The 22,302-nt window shown below is 38.5% G+C and carries 19 protein-coding genes; 15 read left to right on the forward strand and 4 right to left on the reverse strand.

The annotated features are described in order from the left end of the window. The first annotated feature begins 72 nt into the window (after positions 1 to 72). From H4O18_RS17500 to bla, 3 genes are all read left to right on the forward strand, one after another. Positions 73 to 462 (forward strand): VOC family protein, encoded by a 390-nt coding sequence (locus H4O18_RS17500; protein ID WP_187586992.1) that lies wholly within the window; start codon positions 73 to 75, stop codon positions 460 to 462. A 161-nt stretch (positions 463 to 623) separates the two neighbouring features. Further along, positions 624 to 1,202: a YdeI/OmpD-associated family protein gene (locus H4O18_RS17505; protein WP_187586994.1), complete on the forward strand. Its 579-nt coding sequence runs from the start codon at positions 624 to 626 to the stop codon at positions 1,200 to 1,202. An 18-nt stretch (positions 1,203 to 1,220) separates the two neighbouring features. Next, positions 1,221 to 2,021: a subclass B1 metallo-beta-lactamase gene (gene bla, locus H4O18_RS17510; RefSeq protein ID WP_187586996.1), complete on the forward strand. Its 801-nt coding sequence runs from the start codon at positions 1,221 to 1,223 to the stop codon at positions 2,019 to 2,021. Positions 2,022 to 2,186: 165 nt separating this feature from the next. Here the strand turns inward: bla and H4O18_RS17515 are convergent, their stop codons facing one another. Next, positions 2,187 to 3,524 (reverse strand): Gfo/Idh/MocA family protein, encoded by a 1,338-nt coding sequence (locus H4O18_RS17515; RefSeq protein ID WP_187586998.1) that lies wholly within the window; start codon positions 3,522 to 3,524, stop codon positions 2,187 to 2,189. A 402-nt stretch (positions 3,525 to 3,926) separates the two neighbouring features. On the opposite strand from H4O18_RS17515, the gene H4O18_RS17520 reads away from it, so the two are divergent. The 12 genes from H4O18_RS17520 to H4O18_RS17570 all read left to right on the forward strand — a co-directional run bounded on the left by H4O18_RS17520 (position 3,927) and on the right by H4O18_RS17570 (position 14,897). Continuing rightward, positions 3,927 to 4,355, forward strand: coding sequence for a DUF1801 domain-containing protein (locus H4O18_RS17520; protein ID WP_187587000.1), 429 nt, complete (start codon positions 3,927 to 3,929; stop codon positions 4,353 to 4,355). Positions 4,356 to 5,032: 677 nt separating this feature from the next. Next, complete coding sequence (locus H4O18_RS22290; protein WP_246474391.1) at positions 5,033 to 5,416, forward strand: tetratricopeptide repeat protein; 384 nt, start codon at positions 5,033 to 5,035, stop codon at positions 5,414 to 5,416. A gap of 8 nt (positions 5,417 to 5,424) precedes the next feature. Then, positions 5,425 to 6,714 carry a tetratricopeptide repeat protein gene (locus tag H4O18_RS17525; protein ID WP_246474393.1) on the forward strand — a complete coding sequence of 430 codons (1,290 nt, stop codon included), beginning with the start codon at positions 5,425 to 5,427 and terminating at the stop codon, positions 6,712 to 6,714. A 19-nt stretch (positions 6,715 to 6,733) separates the two neighbouring features. Next, entirely contained in the window at positions 6,734 to 7,351 is a 618-nt protein-coding gene (locus H4O18_RS17530; RefSeq protein ID WP_246474397.1) for an SCO family protein, read from the forward strand. 274 nt (positions 7,352 to 7,625) lie between these two features. Beyond that, the gene (locus tag H4O18_RS17535) at positions 7,626 to 8,114 is read left to right on the forward strand and encodes a GNAT family N-acetyltransferase (protein WP_187587003.1); all 489 of its coding nucleotides are present in this window, start codon (positions 7,626 to 7,628) and stop codon (positions 8,112 to 8,114) included. A gap of 138 nt (positions 8,115 to 8,252) precedes the next feature. Then, positions 8,253 to 8,900, forward strand: coding sequence for a cation efflux transmembrane domain-containing protein (locus tag H4O18_RS17540; protein ID WP_187587005.1), 648 nt, complete (start codon positions 8,253 to 8,255; stop codon positions 8,898 to 8,900). 126 nt (positions 8,901 to 9,026) lie between these two features. Then, a complete protein-coding gene (locus tag H4O18_RS17545; RefSeq protein ID WP_187587007.1) occupies positions 9,027 to 9,260 on the forward strand; it encodes a thioredoxin domain-containing protein in 234 nt (77 codons plus the stop codon). Positions 9,261 to 9,324: 64 nt separating this feature from the next. Beyond that, on the forward strand, positions 9,325 to 9,588 hold the full coding sequence (locus H4O18_RS17550; protein WP_187587009.1) for a DUF2024 family protein: 264 nt from the start codon (positions 9,325 to 9,327) through the stop codon (positions 9,586 to 9,588). Between the two features lie 55 nt (positions 9,589 to 9,643). Further along, positions 9,644 to 10,255, forward strand: coding sequence for a MarR family winged helix-turn-helix transcriptional regulator (locus tag H4O18_RS17555; RefSeq protein ID WP_187587010.1), 612 nt, complete (start codon positions 9,644 to 9,646; stop codon positions 10,253 to 10,255). Between the two features lie 158 nt (positions 10,256 to 10,413). After that, positions 10,414 to 12,789 (forward strand): S9 family peptidase, encoded by a 2,376-nt coding sequence (locus H4O18_RS17560; RefSeq protein ID WP_187587012.1) that lies wholly within the window; start codon positions 10,414 to 10,416, stop codon positions 12,787 to 12,789. Between the two features lie 361 nt (positions 12,790 to 13,150). Continuing rightward, a complete protein-coding gene (locus H4O18_RS17565) occupies positions 13,151 to 14,527 on the forward strand; it encodes a PAS domain-containing protein (RefSeq protein ID WP_187587014.1) in 1,377 nt (458 codons plus the stop codon). Further along, a complete protein-coding gene (locus tag H4O18_RS17570) occupies positions 14,499 to 14,897 on the forward strand; it encodes a response regulator (protein ID WP_187587017.1) in 399 nt (132 codons plus the stop codon). The genes H4O18_RS17565 and H4O18_RS17570 overlap by 29 nt, the downstream gene beginning before the upstream one ends. Positions 14,898 to 15,366: 469 nt before the next feature. Here the strand turns inward: H4O18_RS17570 and H4O18_RS17575 are convergent, their stop codons facing one another. The 3 genes from H4O18_RS17575 to H4O18_RS17585 all read right to left on the reverse strand — a co-directional run bounded on the left by H4O18_RS17575 (position 15,367) and on the right by H4O18_RS17585 (position 22,293). Further along, complete coding sequence (locus tag H4O18_RS17575; protein ID WP_187587019.1) at positions 15,367 to 17,316, reverse strand: hypothetical protein; 1,950 nt, start codon at positions 17,314 to 17,316, stop codon at positions 15,367 to 15,369. Between the two features lie 163 nt (positions 17,317 to 17,479). After that, positions 17,480 to 20,767, reverse strand: coding sequence for a VCBS repeat-containing protein (locus H4O18_RS17580; protein ID WP_187587020.1), 3,288 nt, complete (start codon positions 20,765 to 20,767; stop codon positions 17,480 to 17,482). Between the two features lie 98 nt (positions 20,768 to 20,865). Then, positions 20,866 to 22,293, reverse strand: coding sequence for a RagB/SusD family nutrient uptake outer membrane protein (locus tag H4O18_RS17585; RefSeq protein ID WP_187587022.1), 1,428 nt, complete (start codon positions 22,291 to 22,293; stop codon positions 20,866 to 20,868). Between the last annotated feature and the right edge of the window lie 9 nt (positions 22,294 to 22,302).

The raw sequence follows: 22,302 nt of genomic DNA on the forward strand, positions 1-22,302 counted from the left end.
AACCATTAGATAACAAATTCAATAAGCGAACACTCAACTAACCCAACGATTCAAATTTAAAAGACATAGGTAATGATTAAAATTGACCCGATAATAGCTGTAAAAGATGTTGTAGCCAGTTCAAAATGGTATCAGTCAGTATTTGGTTGTAGAAGTATGCACGGTGGAAAAGATTTTGAGGTTTTGGTGTCTAAAAATGATGAAGTATTAATTTGCCTTCATAAGTGGGGTGAACACCAGCATCCTACTATGAACAATCCAATAATTACTCCTGGAAATGGACTTATCCTTTATTTCAGGACTGATAATATGAACGGAATACGACAAAATATCCAAGCAGTGGGCCACCCGATGGAAGAAGATATTCACTTAAATAAGAACTCGGGGAAAATGGAATTTTCAATTCGAGATCCTAATGGATATTATTTAACGGTTTCTGAATTTCACAAATATGAAGGTTGATATAAACTAAGCCATTTGCCCAGAAAACTCTGGCTCAGGCCTACAATTTGAGGATTGCAACAGATCTCTTATTTTTATTTAAAATATGTTCTTTAAGAGAACAAACTGTACTTGTTATTTAGGAAATACGTATTGGATAATATTTTACAAAATAAAAAACTATGAATCCCGAGCTTGATTTTTTCTTTAATAAGGCAAGTAAGTGGCAGGACGCTTATAAGAAATTGAGAATACTTATTCTGGATTGTGGACTTACAGAAGAATTGAAATGGGGCAAACCCTGTTACACCTTCAAGGGTACAAATATAGTTCTAATACATGGGTTTAAAGAATACTGTGCACTGCTATTCCATAAAGGTGCCCTTTTAAAGGATACCAATGGCATCCTTGTTCAACAAACCGAAAATGTACAGGCAGCACGGCAGATCAGGTTTACCAATGTCCAGGAAATAGCGGGGATGGAAGCTACCCTAAAAGCCTACATCTTTGAGGCCGTAGAGGTAGAAAAAGCCGGATTAAAAATAGATTTTAAAAAAACCAAGGAATACAAAGTGCCGGAGGAATTTCAAAAGAAACTTAATGAAACCCCTGAATTAAAGTTTGCCTTTGAATCGCTTACTCCTGGCCGACAAAGAGGATATCTTCTTCATTTTTCCCAACCCAAACAATCCAAAACCAGAATATCCAGAATTGAAAAATGTATGGAGCAAATTCTTAACGGCAAGGGATTAAATGACTAACAAAAATCATAAATTTTTATGAGCAAATACCCATTGCCAATAATTCTAATTGCGGCCCTAAGTTTGTTGGCGTTCAAGGCATCGCCCTTCCAAACAAATACGACAAAGGCAGCTAAAATTCAAGTGATGAACTTGGCTCCTGGTGACAGCTTAAAAGTTTATGAATCCGAAAATTTAATTGTTCTTAAACTGTCCCAACATATTTACCAGCATATTTCCTTTTTAAATACGGATGATTTCGGAAAAGTCGCCTGTAACGGAATTTTGGTCATCAATAACCATAAAGGAGTGGTGTTCGACACCCCCACGGACAATATAAGTTCCCTGGAATTAATAAAATTTGTGACCAAAAAATTGAAAACGGATATAACTGCGGTAATTCCAACCCATTTTCATGAAGATTGTATTGGAGGGATCGCTAATTTTGTTGATAAGGGCATTCCCGTATACGCCAATAATAAAACAATGGTATTATTAAACACGGAGAAATCAAACTTTACCAAACACATACAAGAATTTAACGGCAAGCTTAGTTTGCATGTCGGAGGCAAAAAAGTGTATGCAGAATATTTTGGGGAAGGCCATACCAAAGACAATATTATAGGATATTTCCCAGAAGACGAAGCTATTTTTGGCGGGTGCCTCATAAAAGAGGAAAACGCAGGCAAAGGATACTTAGGTGACGCCAATACAGCTGAATGGCCAGCAACCGTACAGAATATCAAATTAAAATACCCTGCTACCAAAATTGTAATTCCCGGTCATGGCAAATATGGAGGTATGGCATTATTGGATTATACCATACAGCTCTTTCAGTAAACAATAGGCTCCATAAAAAGGACCGGTACTCCCCTATTCCGGGCTATTTGGCATACGTGCAATTTAGATTTAATAAAAAAACCTTGGCCAGGGAATTCCTTGGCCAAGGTTTTAATCTTACTGAACTTTCCAGTTTTATTTACTTAAACGGAAGTCATTTTCCAATTATACATTTTCTGGAACCTCAAACCCTTTACGATAATCACGTCTCAACATTTTATCCGCTTCGGGATCGTTTACGAAGGATTCGGATTTTGGATTAAAGTCTAGGACACGTCCCGTTCTGTAGGCAATGTTCCCCAAATGCGCCAATCCAGAGGAAAGATGTGCAGTTTCTACTGGTCCGTTCAAAATAGTTTTGTCACGCTTGCGCACGGCTTCGATAAAATTGGCAAAATGTCCGTCCGTACCACCGGCACCACGATCCATTCCAGATCCGGACTCTCCACCATCCTCACCAGATTTACCAGGTGTTCTGTCCTCTCCTAGATATGTTTTATACTTGTCATAACCGTCTACGACCAATATTCCCTTATCTCCATAGAAAATATTACCTACAGTGGCACCTTCCTCGGTATTGGTACACCAAGGCCGTACTTCAAACTGAATGATTTTCCTTTCTTCAGGGTAGTTATATACCGAAGTAAGTACCTCTGGCACTTCCTTGCAATCATCCCATAGGAATTTACCGCCCATGGAAGTAATCTTTGTAGGAAGCCCAACATCCAAGCCCCACATACAAAGATCTGTTTCATGAATACCCTGGTTGCCCACATCGCCATTACCATAATCCCAATGCCAATGCCAATTGTAATGCACCAAATTCCTTGTAAACGGACGCTTTTGAGCTGGCCCAGTCCACAGATCATAATCTATCCCTGCTGGCACAGGAGAAAAACCTTTGTCACCGATATCACCCCTCCAACGAAAAACTATACCTCTGGCCATATATACCCGACCTATATATCCATCTCGCATTAAGTTGATAGCCTCGTTTACGGCGGGGGAACTCCTCAATTGAACCCCGTGCTGTACAATACGACCATACTTTTCTGCAGCTTCCACCATTTTACGGCCTTCCCAAATATTGTGCGACCCCGGTTTTTCAACATAGGCGTCCTTACCTGCCTGGCAGGCCCAAATTACAGAAAGGGCATGCCAATGGTTCGGCGATGCAATACTAACCACGTCTATATCCTTATTATCCATAACCCTACGGAGATCCTGCTCCAAGGCAACATCTTTTTTATATGTTTCCTTAAAGGTTTTTTGGCGCTCCCGCAACAAATTCATGTCCGGATCACATAAGGTGGTGACCTGTACGTTCTTTTGTGCCATTAGGCCTTGGATATGGCTTTTTCCACGGCCATTGACGCCCAAAACTGCCGCATTAATACGGTCGTTGGCTCCAAAAACGGTGGACGAAATTATGGTCGGTGCGGCAATAACGGCCGAACTGGCCACAGCCGTTCTTTTAATAAAGGATCTTCTCGTTGATTTCATTTGACTCTATATTTACATTAACTTCAATTACACAATAATTCTACTTATTATAACCACTTATACTTTGTTTAATCCATTAAGCAAAAGGAACCATATCGCCCATTAATAGGTAATGCCGTCCTTGGCCACTTCCTCCTTTTCAGGTGATTATGCCCTATAAAAGTCACGTTAATTTGAATGACAGAACAATAGCTTTTTACTTTTGCTATGAAAGTTAGTATTATTTTTTTATTCGTTAACGTTAACAGCCATAGATTTTTGTTAATTTTTAATATTAGAGGATCAAGGCAAGGTTTGTACGACGGTTTTTAGATCATTTGCAAAAATTTAATTTATCCGCTACCTTTCTTAATTAAAACCATAATGAAGGTTGAGACCAACATTAGGTCCAAATTATAAGTTATGACGAGTTTACAGATAAAGACGAATCCCGAGGTTGCATTGGTTTTTGACAATTACCCCCCGGAGATCCGACAAAAAATAGAATACCTGCGTACACTGATCATTGAATCCGCCAAAAAAATAGAAGGTCTAAGCTTGTTGGAAGAAACTTTGAAATGGAGCGAGCCCAGTTATTTAACCAAAAGTGGTAGTACCATTAGAATAGATTGGAAACCCAAAAATCCAGATCAGTACGCCATGTACTTCAAGTGTACCAGTAAATTGGTACCTACCTTTAAAATGGTGTTCAACAATTCATTTAAGTTTGAGGGCAGTAGGGCCATCATTTTTCACCTTGGGGACAGCATTCCAAAAGAGGAACTGCAGGCTTGCATCACTGCAGCCCTCACCTATCACAAGGTAAAACACTTGCCTACCTTGGGCATGTAAATTTTGAGGATGGAATAGGAATCGTCAAAGTCCGTCACGGAAAACATAGTAAATAACAACAAGATAAATTGATTATTTGTACAACTCAGAAGTAGCCAAGCTCACACTTAAAAAAATATTGTAAATTAATACCTTCATACTTCCCCCACTTATTATAACCGCAGTTTAACGCCAATGACCAATGATTATATATAATTGTTAGCAGCAAGTATAAAAATCAATATTTAGAAGGAAATATGAAAAACTCAACAAAGATTAAATTTGCAATTGCGTTTGTTCTTTGGGTTATTGGTACAGTATTGGTATACAAAAAAAGGCAGCGTAAATTCTCCGATTATTATAACCGGCGTTGTATTAGTAATTGGTTTGGTTTCCCAAATTCGTAAGAAAGTAAGCAAGGAGTGAAATAGAATTTCAATTGTAATATACTGCCAAATTTAGTTGTATCACTTCACGAAAAACCAAGGCTAAATAGGCAATAACCTGCCGTTGAAAATGCTATTCACAAACAATGCAAATACAAAAAAATTATTGTAACTTAACTATTCAATATCTCCCTCTCATTTTTAAGACCAAGATTAACGCTTGGAACAGAATTATGATTCACAATCATAATCTAATACTGTACCTTATGAGTATCAAAAACATTGAGTATTATAATTTAATACCTAGGGAATATGAAACGTTCAAAAACAATATGGGTTATTGCAAGTGTTTTAGTGCTTGTTTTTTTTGTCGGTTGTAAAAACAATAAACCGGACCCAAAATTAGCCTCTTTAGATCTTTTGAGAGGTGAACTGCAATTATGTGGAAATGGACAATTTGGCAACGTCAACTTTTCCGAAGCCTGCAGTTACGAAACAAGGGAAACCTTTAATCTGGCCATTTCCCTGCTCCATTCCTTTGAATATACTGAGGCAGAAAAGGCCTTTGTTCAGGTATTGGATAAAGATCCAGATTGTGCCATGGCCTATTGGGGTGTAGCAATGAGTATTTACCACGGTTTATGGGCACCTCCTGAAAAATTCGTCTTGAAAAAGGGGGAAAACTTCTTACAGTAGCTGAAAAATTGCCCAAATCAAAAAAAGCAGAACAATATATTGAAGCCATAGGTGCTTTTTATAAGGACTGGGAAACAGTAGATAACCAAACCAGAAAGTTAGCTTATGCTCAAAAAATGAAAGAGATGTATGAAGAAAATAGAGAGGAAACCGAAGTAGCTGTTTTCTATGCCTTGGCTCTTAGTGCATCGGCTGTAGAGTCGGACAAAACGTATTCCAAACAACGGGAAGCTGGAAAAATATTGGAAGATTTGTTCAAAAAAGAGCCCAACCATCCGGGCATTGCCCATTATATAATTCATTCATACGATTATCCGGAATTGGCCCACTTAGGTCTTAGCACCGCTAGACGTTATGCCAGTATTGCTCCAAATTCTGCGCACGCACAGCATATGCCGTCGCACATTTTTACACGCTTAGGACTTTGGGAAGAATCCATTAATACCAATATCAATTCAGCAGCTTCAGCTGTTTGTTATGCAGAAAGCATAGAACCCGGAGCTCATTGGGACGAGGAAGTACATGCAATGGAATATCTGGTTTATGCTTATTTGCAAACAGGAAACAATACACTTGCCAAGGAACAGTACACTTATCTTAAATCGTTTAAAAAAATATTTCCTCCGAATTTTAAAATTGCATATACAGCAGCATCCATTCCTACACGATTAGCTGTTGAAAACAAAGATTGGGAAGAAGCAGCAGCTTTAGAGCTGCCTCAAATTGCGGAGATGGAATGGCAAAAATTCCCTTGGCAAAAAGCCCTATTACATTTTGCAAAGGCATTGGGGAATATACATACCGATAATCTATCAGCCGCTCAGGACGAACTTGATTTGCTGCGTTCTCTTGAAAAGGAGCTAATAACATTGAACGATCCTTATAAAGCTAACCAAGTAGCCATCCAAATTAAATCAATAGAGGCATGGCTTCAACTGAAAAAAGGGAATAGTGTAGAAGCTCTATCCTTGATGAATACCGCCGCAGAAATGGAAAGCCTTACCTCCAAACATCCGGTAACGCCAGGAGAAATTTTACCCGCAGATGAACTTTTGGCAGACATGCTCCTAACACTAAACAAACCTGTCGAGGCCTTAGCCGCCTATGAGTTAAATCTAGAACGGCGCCCTAACAGATTCAACGGAATCTATGGAGCAGCAATTGCATCAAAACTGGCGGGCAATAAAGAAAAAGCAACAGCCTTTTTTAAAGCATTGATAGAACTAACAGAGAACGCAGATAGCGATAGACAAGAAATAAAAGAGGCCAAAACATTCCTTGAAAAGAATATCATTTAAAATGAACAGGCTCTATTACATGCTCATAGGCTCCCTTATTTGGTGCTTGTTGTCTTGTAATGAGACGACAAAAAAAGAATTACCCGTCTATAATCCTTCCGACTTTAATCCAGAATTAGTAGATATCAGTTTACAAAAGACTGCTAAAGATCATACTGTTGCCAATTTTGAATTGATAAATCAAAATGGAAAAAGTATAACGCAAGAAGACTACAAAGACAAAATATATATCGTCGATTTCTTTTTTACAAATTGCCCAAGTATTTGTCCTGTAATGACCAACAATATGGTTGAACTTCAAAATAAATTTCTAAACAACGACGAAGTAATGTTTTTATCATTGTCCGTAACACCTACCATTGATAGCATTCCTGTCCTGCGAAAATACGCAACCGACAAAGGCGTAATAGATTCTAAATGGAATATAACAACTGGAAATAAAAAACATATTTATGAATTGGCAAGGAAAAGTTTTTTTGCCGTTGTTGAGCAAGGTGATGGTGGACTGCAAGATTTTATTCATACCCCCAACTTTATATTGGTTGATAAGAAAAAACAAATACGAGGAATTTATGATGGGACAAATAGTGAAGAAATTGAGCGATTAATAAAGGATATTAACGTTTTAGCAAACTGATAAAAATAAATCTTGGATAAGACACTTAATAATTATAAAGGGATTCCAATCGGGCCTATACAAAAAAGACGACTAATCAGTTTTTAATACCAGCCTCCCTTTGGCATACTAGTATTATATTAAGAAACTTACTGCTAGTAAAAAATTGGCCATTTTGGAAAGTGCATATTGCTTTCACCAAAAACATTTCCCGAACCTAATTTTCCAGTGATTCTTCTGTAAATTTCCAAACTTTTCGTATACTAGTTTAACCGAATAATCCATTAAATCCTGCATGAAAAACAAGATTGAAATAAAACTGGCCCAAACCACGACCCAATACCTTGAGGCAAAAGAGTTGATTTTGGAATATGTAGCCTGGTTGGGAATTGACCTCTCCTTTCAAAACTTTGATCAAGAAATGAAAGGCTTACCGGAAATGTACAACCCTAAGGACGGTGGGTTATTTATAGCTTATATAAACGAGGAGGCCGTTGGCATCGCCGGTCTCCGCAGATTCAACGCGGAGGATTGTGAGGTTAAAAGAATGTATGTAAAACCCAACGGTAGAGGCTTGGGTATAGGGCAACTGTTATTGAAACAATGTCTAGATACCGCAAGGAAACTACAATACAAAAGTGTAAAATTGGACACGGCCGACTTTATGAAATCGGCCATAAAATTGTATACGGACCATGGTTTTGTAGAAATTTCTGCTTATCGCCATAATCCCCACGAATCGGCCAAGTATTTTGAATTGGATTTGACCAAGAACCTAAATTAAACAGTAAGGGAGACCAAGATTTTGCTTAAGTCTGGATATCTTTACGTTAGTAGAAGGATTCAATAAAAGGTAATCCATGAATCGATTCATAAGAATCCGCAAACCTACAGCCCCATCTAGCTGTATTAAACATAGCACATGGAAAATATAATCACTACCACAGATAATATCCGTCTTTATAAAATTGCTCTGGGATTCGCCCTGTTCACCATAATCTACAATATTGCGGAGGGTCTAATCTCCACCTACCTGGGTTTCGAGGACGAAAGTCTGGCGCTGTTCGGTTTTGGTGCGGATAGTTTTATAGAGGTCATCTCCGGTATTGGAATAGCACATATGATTATTCGGATTCAAAAAAGACCTGATAGTAATAAGGATCCCTTTGAACGTACCGCTTTGAGGATTACAGGATTTGCCTTTTATGGTTTGGTCGTGGCCTTGGTATTTACAAGCCTGTATAACATATGGAGTGGTCATAAACCAATCACCACCTTTTGGGGCGTCGTCATTTCTATCGTCTCCATTGCCATTATGTGGATGCTTGTACTGGGCAAAAGAAACGTGGGTAAAAAACTGGATTCGGAACCTATTCTCTCCGATGCCAATTGTACAATGGTCTGTGTGTATATGTCCATTATCCTTTTGATCAGCAGTGGCATCTATGAACTTTGGAACATTCCCTATATAGACAGTGTTGGAACACTGGGGCTTTCATATTTTGCATTTAAGGAAGGGAAAGAATGTTTTGAAAAGGCCAATAGCGATAAATATTGCGGCTGCCATTGATTCCCACCTCCTGAAACCAACCTGAGATCATAAGTGAACCCGTAAAAATGATTAATTTAATTTGTATAGTTAGGATTCCTTACTATATTTGTATGGCAATAGTGCAATAACCTAAATTTAAGAAAAATGAAAAAATCAGTTTTTTATCACGCAGGATGTCCAGTATGCCTAAGTGCAGAACATGAGATCTTAGAACTAGTAGGAAAAGACAATGTTGAAATTGTACATTTTGGAACCAGCAAATCACGTATTCACGAAGCCGAAAAGGCCGGTGTTAAATCGGTTCCAGCCTTGGTCACCCCTACTGGAAATGTGCTGCACATTAACTTCGGTGCTTCCATGGCAGATGTAAAGGGTTAAAAAAATTTAACCCTTAAAGTTAGGATTCCTAATAACTTGTTTTATAATTTTAATAATGAACGCCATGAAAATATCGGTTTGGGACACTTACGTAGCCCGTGAAGACGGCAAGACCATGCATTTTGATATACTCGTACCCACTACTACGGAGGATAAGGACTGTATTTTTAGTTACGGTCGTGAATTTCTATCCAAAAAGCCGTTCCAAACAGCCGAATTATCCTCCAGGGAATGTAAGTTCTGCCATATGGAACAGGCTGCAGATGCCATAGCGGATACCATCAATAAAAAAGGGTATTATATCATAGAAATGGAAAATTGCGAATAATTTAATTAGGATAACTAACTTTGCCTGTCGGGCAAAATCCCGGCAGGCTTTTTATATGAACAAGAGTATTTTTAATCCAGACCATCAGGAGATCGACGTTTCCAGTAAAATTGTTGCCGGACTTGAACGTATATCCGAAGCATTCAAGGTTTTGCTCTGGGATAAAGCCAAATTATTGGGATTAAGTCCCATCCAGATCCAGATCCTAATTTTCATCGCCTACCACAAAACCGAATTCTGTAATGTAAGTCACTTGGCCAAAGAATTCAATATTACCAAACCTACTATAAGTGATGCTATTAGGGTGTTGGACAAGAAAGGTTTAATTACCAAAAACTACTCCTCCAACGATAGTAGAAGTTATTCCATAGGTTTGTCCCCAGAGGGTAAAAAAATGGTGGAAGAAACATCTGATTTCGCAAATCCTTTAAAAACTCAGCTTACAAATATAAATCAGACCGACCTGGGAGGTTTATTCGGCACCCTTAGCAAATTGATATATCAATTAAATAGAAGCGGAATACTTACGGTGCAAAGGACTTGTTATGGCTGTAAATTCTACCGTAGGGAAGCTGAACAGGATTATTGCAATTTGTTGGACAAGGAATTATTGAATAGGGATATTAGGTTGGACTGCCCGGAATTTGAAGAAAGGCCTACCCACTAAATCCTCCACGCCAAACTCCAATAATAATTACATAACGCGGAATCTCTTCTCCACAACTTTGTGATATTTACTAAGATTTAGGATATTTACGGCTTCCATGTTTTAAGAAAAACTAATAAATCCAAATCTAAGTCACTCTAGGATTTTAAATAAAATAAATGAAGAACATTTGGCTACTGTGCGGCATATCTCTTTTGTCCATTATCCCTTGTTTTGCGCAGCAAGGAAATACCTCAACATTATCGATCAAAGAAATTATGCAGGGTGATAACTTTGTGGGACATCTTCCATCCAACTCCCAGTGGTCCATGGATGGCCAAACCCTATATTTTGATTGGAATCCCATACAAGCACAAAGTGACTCCCTTTACACCTATCATTTAAAATCGGCCAAGACGGTAAAAACTGATTTTGAGACCGAGTACGCCCTACCACGTACTATCGGGGTCTATAACCAGGATAGATCCCTGAAACTATATGCCAAACGGGGCGATATATTTCTATTAAACCTTAAAAACCAACATATTACCCAGATAACCCAGACCGAAGAATACGAAACCACCCCCCATTTCACGGACAATGGCACCAAAGTTGCCTTTCAAAAGGATAAAAATCTTTTTACCTGGAATATAGCTAACGGGAGTACCGTTCAGCTTACAAAAATTAAGTCTAAAAAAACGGATGACGAAAAAAGTAAAAAAGACCAATGGCTGTACGAAGATCAATTAGGCCTATTTGATGTACTGCGAGAAAGAAAAACAAAAAAAGACGCAACCGAGGAAATAAACAAACGTTTGGAGGCTAAGGAACCTTTATCTATCGACCCCGGCGACAGATCAATTTACAATCAAAGGATTAGCCCCAAAGGAGAATATATCACTTACATAGCCGCAAAATCGCCAGAAACATATAAGGGTACCATTGTTCCCCATTACGTTACCGAATCGGGCTATACCGAAAATGAAAATACAAGATCGAAGGTGGGCAACGAACCTTACGAATATGAAATGTTCGTATATGACATTGCCAATAGAAAAGCCTATCCAGTAGTCCTGGACAGCCTGGAAGGTTTGGATTACGTACCTGAATACACCAAGGATTATCCGGATAAGACCTACGAAAATAAAAACAGGCTAGGCTATATTGATGGCCCTCTTTGGAGCGAGGACGGAAAATATGCGGTGCTGGACATTAATAGCAACGATTATAAAGACCGATGGATAGTACTTCTAGATCCCAAAAACGGCATGGTTACTCAATTAAATCGCCAACATGACGAAGCCTGGATAGCCGGACCTGGCATTGGAGGATACGAAGGAGGCGAAATGGGATGGATGCCAGATGGAAAAAGTATCTGGTTCCAATCCGAAAAAACAGGATATTCACATCTCTATATGATGGATGTAAACACCAAAAAAGTAACGACATTAACTTCGGGTGAATTTGAAATTTACGACCCACTAATCTCAAAGGATAAAAAGCGTTGGTACTTTACGGCCAACAAAAACCATCCTGGGGACCGCCAGTTTTATAGCATGCCCATTGGAGGTGGAAAACTACAACAACTGACCCAGATGATAGGGGCCAACGAGGTTACCCTGTCCCCAGATGAGCGTAAAATGGCCATACTGCATTCATACACCAACAAGCCCACGGAACTTTACTTACAGGACAATCCAATTTGGGGAAAATCCAAAGCAGAGGCAAAACGTATAACCTTCTCCACTACCAAAAATTTTAAAGAATATCAATGGCGTGACCCTGAAATAATCACGTTCCAGGCCAAAGATGGCGAGGCAGTACACGCTCGGCTATACAAACCCAATTCCGACATAATAAACAAGTCGGCCGTTATTTTTGTACATGGAGCGGGATATTTGCAAAACGCACATAAATGGTGGAGTACCTATTTTAGAGAGTATATGTTCCACAATCTCTTAGTGGACAATGGTTACACCGTATTGGACATTGATTATAGGGGCAGTGCTGGCTATGGTCGGGACTGGAGAACCGGAATATACCGACACATGGGTGGAAAGGACTTGTCCGACCAAGTGGATGGAGCAGCGTATTTGGTACGGGAATTAGGAATAGACCAAGATAAAATAGGTATCTATGGTGGCTCCTATGGCGGATTTATAACCTTAATGGGAATGTTTACCACCCCCGACACCTTTAAAGCGGGTGCAGCAATCAGGTCCGTGGGAGACTGGGCAGCATACAGCCACGGATATACGGCACGGATATTAAACACTCCGGTCACAGACAGTCTGGCCTACCGAAGAAGTTCCCCAATTTATTTTGCGGACGGATTAAAGGGCGATTTATTGATCCTGCACGGCATGATAGATGACAACGTCCATTTTCAGGATATGGTGCGATTATCCCAACGCTTGATCGAATTGGAGAAACACAATTGGGAGATGGCAGTATACCCGGTAGAACGACACGGTTTTGTTGAGCCCAGTAGCTGGACAGATGAATACACCCGTATCTTTAAGTTATTCCAACAAAGTTTGCTGAATAAAAACTAAGTTGAACCTATGGCCGTACACCATTACCGGTGGCGCGAATCTCGATGGTAACCTGGACAAATCCATTATTCAATTCCACATACTACAACCCAGTCATTTAGACTTTACCTAAAATAGATTAAGCATAGAACATCCTCACTTTTTAAGGGTATATTCCTATTTACTAAGGTATTCTACCTCTATTAAAGGTACAAAAAGCATAAAAGGACATACGTATTTGAAAAATTAGCCGTTTGCATTATATATTATCTGAATTGAATCATATCTTAACATTTAAATTTAATTTGGACAAGGCTAAGTCCAGTAAGTCTACTATGTACTTAGTAATATAGGGCAAGCAACTAGGTGATCTTTAAAAAATATGGGAACTCAGAACAAGTATTATGGATGGAGATGGGATGAAGAAGACCCTATATTCAAGAATCTTGAATACATTCAAAATGTCCTGGGATATGTAGAACCCTGCGATCAATCATTTACATCGAACAGTTTCAAGGAATTATTCTATCCTGGAGATTTTGAGTTACTTCAAAAATCATGGAAGGAATATAAAAAAGGCACCAATCATTCCTTTGAAATATCCTATAGATTTAAGCATAAGGATGGGTCTTGGAGATGGATAAAAGAATCTGGTCTAGCCAATGAATTTAGCAATTCCAATAATCCTATTGGTGGAATTGGCACCATACAGGAGGTTACGAACAAGAGAAAAAAGAATACCCAATTAAAATCGATCCTTAAAAACGTTTCCATAATAATACTGCGCTTACGACAAGATTCCAAAGACAATCCCAAAGTCGAGTATATAAGTGAGGAAGCCCTAAAACACTGGAATATTCCTTGTAAAACCCTTTTAAAAGATGAAGACTATTTACGCAACTTGGCACATAAGGATGATCTTGGTAGAATTAGATCCACCTTGGGCAATTCCTTTGCGAAAATGGAATTTTTCGAATGCCAATGGCGTGTGGTTTCAAAGGAAGATAAGATAATTTGGTGTCAGGGTGTAGGAACACCTATAAAGGATAAAGATGGCAGTTGTTTTCTAGACATTGTAATTACAGATATCACCAAGGAGAAATTGTATACAGAACAACTTATGGTATCCGAAGAAAAATACCATAGCCTTTTTCAGCATTCCCCCCAGCCTTCATGGGTGTATGACCTGGAATCATTATCTTTTTTAAATGTCAATACGGCTGCTATAGAAAAATACGGTTATAGCAAAGATGAATTCATGTGCATGACTTTGGCAGACATAAGGCCAAAATGCGAGTTGACCAATCTGGAAAAACAGGTTCAAAAAACTAGAAAAAATTATTTGAACCTTTTCGACGGCCATTTTAAACATATTACCAAAAAGGGTGAAATATTAACAGTGCATCTATATAGTAGTCCCATTACCTATAATGGTCAAAAATGTAGACAAATCATCGCTATAGATATTTCAGAAAAAATGAAATATTTAAAATTTATAGAAAATCAAAATAAGAGTTTAAAAAAGATTGGCTGGATGCAATCCCATGAACTTAGGGCGCCTTTGGTACGCTTAATGGGTCTAATAAATTTACTGACCGATCATGATTCCATATGCCAGGAGGACAGGCATTATATCAATACCGAAATTATAAATTCGGCCAATGAAATGGATATAATGACCAAAAATATGGCCAAGATTATTAACGATACCCAACTAAAAGAGAAAAAGAATGACCTACAGATTATTGCAGATAGATGACGACCCCGTAATTCTTTTTTTGCATAACAAACTGTTTTCAAAATACACCAATTCCAAAATTGAACAATTTAAAAATGGGAAATTGGCATTGGACCATATACTCGATAATAATAGTCCTGACATTTCCTATATGCTGCTTTTGGATATTAATATGCCTGTAATGAATGGTTGGGAATTTATGGATGAGATTTGCAACCATGGCTTGGAAAAAAGCATCAGCGTCATAATTTTAACTTCCTCTGCGGATTACGCAGATTTGGATAAATCCAAATCATATGCCAACATTGTACATTTTATTCAAAAACCTTTGACCAAGGAAAAGATTGAAAAAGTACCAGTACTTATGGAATATTTGGATCTACAGGAATAAGCTGTATCCTCGTCCACACTTTAAGACTTTATTTTGCACTTTCTGGAAAGTTTAATCCATTCACAGAGGTTTTGCAACGGGTCAAACAGCCTGTAAGGTCCTATTGACAGCACATTACTTCATCTATTTCCATACCGGGCGAATCCCAGGTAAATTCATTTAACCTACTGAGGTGAAAAGCAAAAAGAAATAAATCTTTTATAAAACACAGATTTGTCGATAACTCCAGTTCTTAAATTTTAATTCGAATATCTTAACATGGCCTGCAAACAGCATAAAACAGTAACAACAAGGAAATGGGGTAGAGAAAGGCTCGTCTAATTGTTTTAACAACAGATCAAATTCGCTTTATATCGCTTTAACCATTGATCGGCAAACTTCCCCAACACTAGCAAAAGCGCTGTCAAAATCTAATGAATTAGCACCCAATAGTAGCACTCTCCAAAATAAATTCATTGCAATATGGCTATTATTCATTCCATAAATCAGGAATTGGTCCATAACCACAAGGATTAAGAGGTTTTTGATCAAAGGCTTCCAAATTTTGGGAATGCACATCATATAAACTTTTGGCTGTTTCTTTAATTGCATTGACCATATATTTATATGGGCGATCGGTAACATCCACCAATCCACAATTGTAATTTTCTCCATCATAACCTCTACCTGTCAAATCCTGATCAGGCCATTGAAAATAGGCTACACCTATGAGTCCCGGATGATCAAAGGCTTGCTCTGTATAAAGCCTATAGGCTACCCCTCGTTCCTTCTGATTTTCAACTTGAACCAGTGCCTGGGCCATGCCTCTATCTACCGTTCCTGCGTGGTATTCCCCTATAATCATTGGCAAACCCGTTACGTTCATAATTCTATCCATCAACTCTTTGGGAGGTGTCAACTCATAACAATTGAAACTAAATACATCAAAAACTTCCTTGCAAATTTCCAATATTCCATCCTCGGGGATATTCCCAAACCGGATTCCCAAGGTTAGATGGTTAGGGTCGTGTTTTCTTACTGAGGACTCTACGGTTTGAAGAAAAATTTTAAAGGTATTATATATAAATTCTTTTCGCCTTTCCGGTGTATCACCCTCCGCTAAATATTGTTTTAGAACTTCTTTGATGGGTTTGTTTTCCTGTACTTCCAAAATTAAATCGCACAATCTGGATTCTTGACCGAGCCATGAAGGTTCGTTACCGGTAAAGTATCCTATAAGCCAGGGATTCTCCTTGTATGGATAAACAGTCTCCCTTACTACCTTATCAATTTTAGTTTCAAAATCAGATGCATATACATCTGCTAGCCCCATTACACCTTCATCAATACCAAGGTCATAAAGCTGAAGCATAAAAGGCTTCTTGTTCATATTGATGATTTCCCTACTGGACCAGTTGGCTATAGTATTTATACCCCAATTAGACATTCTGTCTATAATCATATCTTGGGATTTAAAGACATAATCCTCTCCAAATCGACGAAACAAATTCCAGGTCCCAAAAGATACGGTATTGGGGTTATCCAAGTTCAGCCCATGGCCTTCCGGTGGTGCCTGTTTGATGAAATTTGTACGTTTATCCAGTCGATTAACATTGCCACCACTACCTGGAGCAATACAGTCGACCCCTAAAGATAAAAACTGATGGCCATCTGGGTCAACAAACCACCACGTATTTTCTACCTTTTGCGTTCTAAAAAAACCTGTCCCTTCAACCTGTGCGTTAAGGTATCCTCCATATTTTGAATAGTTGAAATCCTCTACCTTGTCCAATGCTTCCTCCTCCATCTTCCATTCGAATTTTAATTGCTCAAGGGACTTAATTTTTTCTTTGAAATCTACAAGATTGGATTGTCCAAACTCATCAACTACAGGTATATCACCCAAATATTCATCACCAGGGTCATTGACGTGTAAACTTATGGAACGCAATTCTATAGTTGGATTTCCAATAGGAACATGCATTCTTATTCCAATTGAATCCACTCCTGTCAATGGTCCCCGTTCCCCTCCGAGATTAAACCAGCCCGAATAACGAGGTTGATTCATGGTTCCAGCAATATCATTGGCAGCATCCGGTAATTCCGTGTAAAATCGCAAAGGAATGGCCAGTTTCATCCATCCGTTGGGTAGATAGCTCATAACGCGTATTTCATTATACCCTTCGTCGGTGGTAAAGCCGACTTGAAATCTTTGCGAGGTGGTCGACATCATCTCTAGTTCTACAAAATTATAACCACTCCAATCTGTCTCAAGTCCTGGACTAATGTCTTTAATGGCAAATTTTTGTCCAGAAACCTTTTTGCTGCTATCGAATTGAATTTTAAAATTTCTCTCCTCGGACTTGTTACAAGCCTGGGACAACAAGCAAAGTAAAATGCTAACGACAATTATTGATGGATATTTAGTTATTCGCCTCATGCTTTTTATGTTTAATTCTAGTTAAATCGTTGATTTTATGGTGAATTGTGTTATGTAGCTATTTCAGGAGTAATCCACAAATCCACTATTTGTTTTCAGCTTTTCTAATGCCATGGTGGACCTATCGACAACCAGAAATACAGTCGCTCAAAATATTTATTTGCTAGTAACGATGAATTGTAACAGACCCATTGTTCGTAGCCGTTATGACACAAAACTCCCCACCAATTTTAATTTTACCAACTTTTTTAGCATCACCCCCAATAAATAAACCACTCTTGGCGGGTTTTAAAGCCATCACATTTTCCATGCCCTTATCAAATGCCAATAAACATCCATAACTTGCATCGTTCCTGGTAGTCTCGACTTCTGAGGCATATAGATTACCTACCAATAGAACCTCTTTAGAGCCATTATTATCAAAGTCTTCCACCAGAATGTCATTTATCGATGAAATTTGGGCATAACTTGGCATCTTTAGCTTGCTAAAACTCCCTTTATCATTTATAAGAATGTAAGAGGAAAAAGTTGATGCATTTAATTCCAAAGCGTTGGAAAGGCCTAAATCCGAATATATTGTTTTAATGTTTGCCTTTGCAAAACTATTATAATCCTTGAATTTCACTTTTAACTCTGGCAACTGTTCGGAGGAGCATTGCTTACCTCTAACTGGATAATAATCCCCCCCTTGCGGATAACTCAAAACGATATCGGTACTTCCCGAATCATTAAAATCCTTGGCGAAAACTTTAAATGGCTTTTTAACGGAGGCTTGATATTTATAATTTTCACCTAAATTCCCTAGAATAAGATCTATATCGCCATCATTATCAATATCGGCTTGTTCTATAGAGAACCACCATCCGGCCATGTCAATTAAACCAAGACCTCCATTATTGGCTGGTTTAAAGCTGCCCTCTTTATTTTGTAGCAAGACCAGAGGTTCCATCCATTCACCTACCAATACAAGGTCTATTTGGTCATCAGAATTGATATTTGCCCAAACGGCATCGGTTACCATACCCGCGTTTGTCAATTCCGCTGCAATCATCATTGTTACATCTTCAAAATGATCGCCTTTATTTTCATAAATAAAACTACCCTCCGAAAAAGGATAATTATGTGGGAGATGTCTAGTTCCCACAAATAGGTCCAGGTCACCATCTCCATCATAGTCAAAAGGCTTCACTACACTTCCGCTTCTTGCACTTTCAGGTAATTTATATGAACCATCCGTAAATATACCCTGCCCGTTATTTATGTACAAAAGGTCTTTATAATTTGAGTGTCCTGGCTTAAATTCATTACCCCCTGAAACGACATAGATATCCAAATCGCCATCATTGTCAAAATCGAAAGAAATAGCATCAACATCTTCGTGCATTTTGTTCCTTTCAAAATAAGAATTCTCCTGTTCTAAGAAATCACCTTCCCTATTTTGAAAAAATAGGGCTGCCTTTTCCCCGGAACTACCTCCAAAAAACACATCCTCCAAACCGTCTCTATTAAAGTCGGCCACCGTCATTGCGGGTCCAAATTGAGACATTTTGTGAGGTAATAAAATCTGTTTTTCAAAATCATCAAAATCATTTTCTTTATGGGAAAAATCCGATAATCCTTGAATTTCATCAACGCCCTCGAAAATAGTCTTCCCTTTGTTCTTGTTGGCTTGCATTTTGCCTTGGGCTTGTTCTTTATTCAGAGTTAGAGTCTGATTAACCGGAACATTTATTTGCAAGGAAATAGTTCCGTCTGTCCAAGCTACCTCCAGGGTGTCAATGGTGGTGGTATTCCCTAGCCCAAAATGCAGTATATTGGATATCGTGGATTGGAAACCCCGCATCGGCATCTGATCCAATGTTTGGGTCCCCTCTTTAGTAATAAGTTTAACTCTACTACCTATACCACTTAAATTGGAACCATCGCCCTTTAGTAGGATTTTCAGGTAATTACTGTTATCTTTTCCAGAAGCAGTATTCTCATATACAAAGGCTTCTTGGTCTATATTGTTGATTACCAAGTCCAAGTCGCCATCATTGTCCAAATCACCATAGGCCATACCATTGGAGAAACTCGGCTGTGCTATTCCGGCGGAATCCGATATATCCTCAAAATTCAAATTGCCCTTATTTATAAATAGATAATTGGCTATGGCCTGGGACGGTATTTTTTTAGATTCTTCCAGCAACATCTCCGGAGACGCAAAGGCCAATCCTTTATTTACATTATTAAAAAAATCACGGTTATTTATATCTCTTCTTGTGCCGTTGGTTACAAAAACATCCTTTTTGGCATCATTATCCACATCTAAGGCCAATACGGACCAACTCCAATCCGTAGATGACATGCCCGTTATATGCGAAATATCACTAAATTGGGGAATACCCTTTTTAATACCAGAATTTAGCTGTAAAACATTGTGCATGTATTGATAGTGCAGTCCGTTGTCTACCTGCGCCCAGAATAAAGGTATATTCATACTCGCCATATTGGTTTTGGATCTAAAGTTATCCTGTGGACTCATATCCAACTGTATGAAGTCCATTAAGCCATCGCCATCAAAATCGGCGACATCAGACCCCATGCTATACATGGCCGTATGCGTTGTAGCCTGTTTAGAGACTTCCCGAAAAGTTTTGTTCCCGTTATTTAAATATAAAAAGTCTGGTGACCCAAAATCATTGGATAGATAAATATCCTGCAATCCATCATTATTAAAATCGGTAACACTGGCACTAATGGTAAGGCCAAAATTGGAAAGGCCCGATTCCTTGGTTACATCAACAAATTTACCATTGACATTTTCATATAAATGATCCGAATCAAAATCGTTGATATGCTCCATTTTATATTTATAATACTCTGGCTTGGCAGTGAATTTTGTTGGTGAATAATTAATGACTAAAAGATCTAAATCACCATCATTATCATAATCGAAGAAAGTTCCTTGATAACTATAACCTTTATCCGCGATACCGTAGGCTGCTGCTGCTTCGGTAAAGGTCAAATCCCCGTTATTAATATATAATTCATTGTCGCGAACACCTGATAGGCCAGCAACCGAAAGATAGATATCCAACCAGCCATCAGAATTAATATCCACTAAGGATACCCCTGTATACCATCTACCGTCCCCAGTTAAACCCGCATTTTCGGTGATGTCCTCAAAGGCTAGGTTTCCGGTATTGATATATAATTTATTCGAAACCTGATTTCCCGTAAAAAAGATGTCTTCAAATCCATCATTATTAAAATCCCCAACAGCGGTTCCTCCTCCCATATATAAATAGGGATAGGTGAAATAATTTAATTTTTCCGTCTCCTGTATTTTGTTTACAAAAGTTATCCCTGTGCGTTCTGAGGCCATCAAATTAAACAATGTACCTTCATGTTCTGGACCATTGCAAGCAGAAAACAGTATTAGTATTAAAACAGGAACAAAATGTTTCATTTACTATATTTTATGATAAATATTCAAAAAACCCTCAACCTATTTTAGTAAATAAGTTGAAGGTAATTTAACAAATTAAACTAACTAACTTTCTTTTACTATTTCTGTAAATTCGGGTTGGCAGAAACATCGTTCGCCGGAATTGGAGACCAAGGAAAGGCTTCGGTTATACCATTTCCAAGTGGCGTCAAATTATTATCATAGGGATCTCTTATTGCATTTACTTCATCCAATGTCTCTGTCCTTATAATATCGTACCATCTAGACCATTCGCCAGCATTTTCCCAAGCTTTTTCCCAAACCACATCTTCCCAAGTAGCTGAAGCAACAGCGGTTAAACCCGCTCTCTCTCTTACGTCATTTAGGGCACTCAATGCGCTTGCCTCACTGTTATTACCTGTCGCTCTAATTTGAGCCTCTGCATATATCAACAACAATTCAGCATAACGTAGATAATTAATATCCTTATTCACGTTTCCAAAATCCTGTTCACCAAATTTTTCTATAGAATAGAAAATTTGTCCCGTATCACTAATATCAAAAGTAAAATCCTTTCGTGTTCCCTCTGGGAAATTGTTATAGAATGCTATTTCCACCCACTTATCACCAAACAAAATGGACTCAGCCTGATAATTACCGGCGTTCCAACCGTCCAATCCAATATTTGCCGGAAATGCAATAATAGCTTCAGTATTTCCGTCTTCACTTAAGTTATTGGCCTGCACTCCCATAATACCGTTCAAGCTAGGTTCCAAAGCAAATATTCCACTATCCATGACACCTTTGGCCTCTGCAGCAGCAAGTGCATAATTGGCCTCATTTTTTAAAGGAAACCCTGCGGTTGTTAAATATACGTTTGCCAATAAAGCCTGGGCCATCCACTTATTAGCCCTGTAAATTCCATTTACAGAAGTAGGGCCTAAATTGTTTTTAGCGAAAATCAAATCCTCTATGATTAGGGCATATATTTCCTCAAAAGAAGCTAAAGGCTCTTGCCCTGTAACATCGGCCTGAGAGGTAAGAAGGGGTATTGTACCCCAAGTTCGTACCAATTCAAAATATATCAATCCTCTTAAGTAATGTACTTCCCCAAGTGATCTATCCAATATTTCCTCATCCGAACCTTGCACCAAAGCCCGCATTTTCTCCTCATTGTCCAAAAAGGTGTTGGCTGCACCAATAATTTCCCACAATTGATTCCATCCATTGGTTTGCCAAGGATTGGTATCCAAAGGTTGCATTTGATCGTACTCTAAATAGAATGTCTTATTGGAACCTGTAGCGGCGGTTCTATCATCTGCGGCCCAAAAGTGGCAATAATTTTCACTATTGGCGAACAACTTATCGGACAGAACCGAATAAACACCCAGTGTTCCGGATTGGATATCCGCCACACTGCTATAAAATTGCTCTGCTGCCAATTCTCCCTGTGTATCTATGGCCAGATCATCGCAAGAAATAACCCCCGCGACAAACAAAGACAGATACACCATCTTTCTAGCTAAACTTGTTAATTGTCTTTTCATCGTCATTTT

The sequence above is a fragment of the Arenibacter arenosicollis genome, assembly GCF_014397245.1.
Lineage (GTDB): Bacteria > Bacteroidota > Bacteroidia > Flavobacteriales > Flavobacteriaceae > Arenibacter > Arenibacter arenosicollis.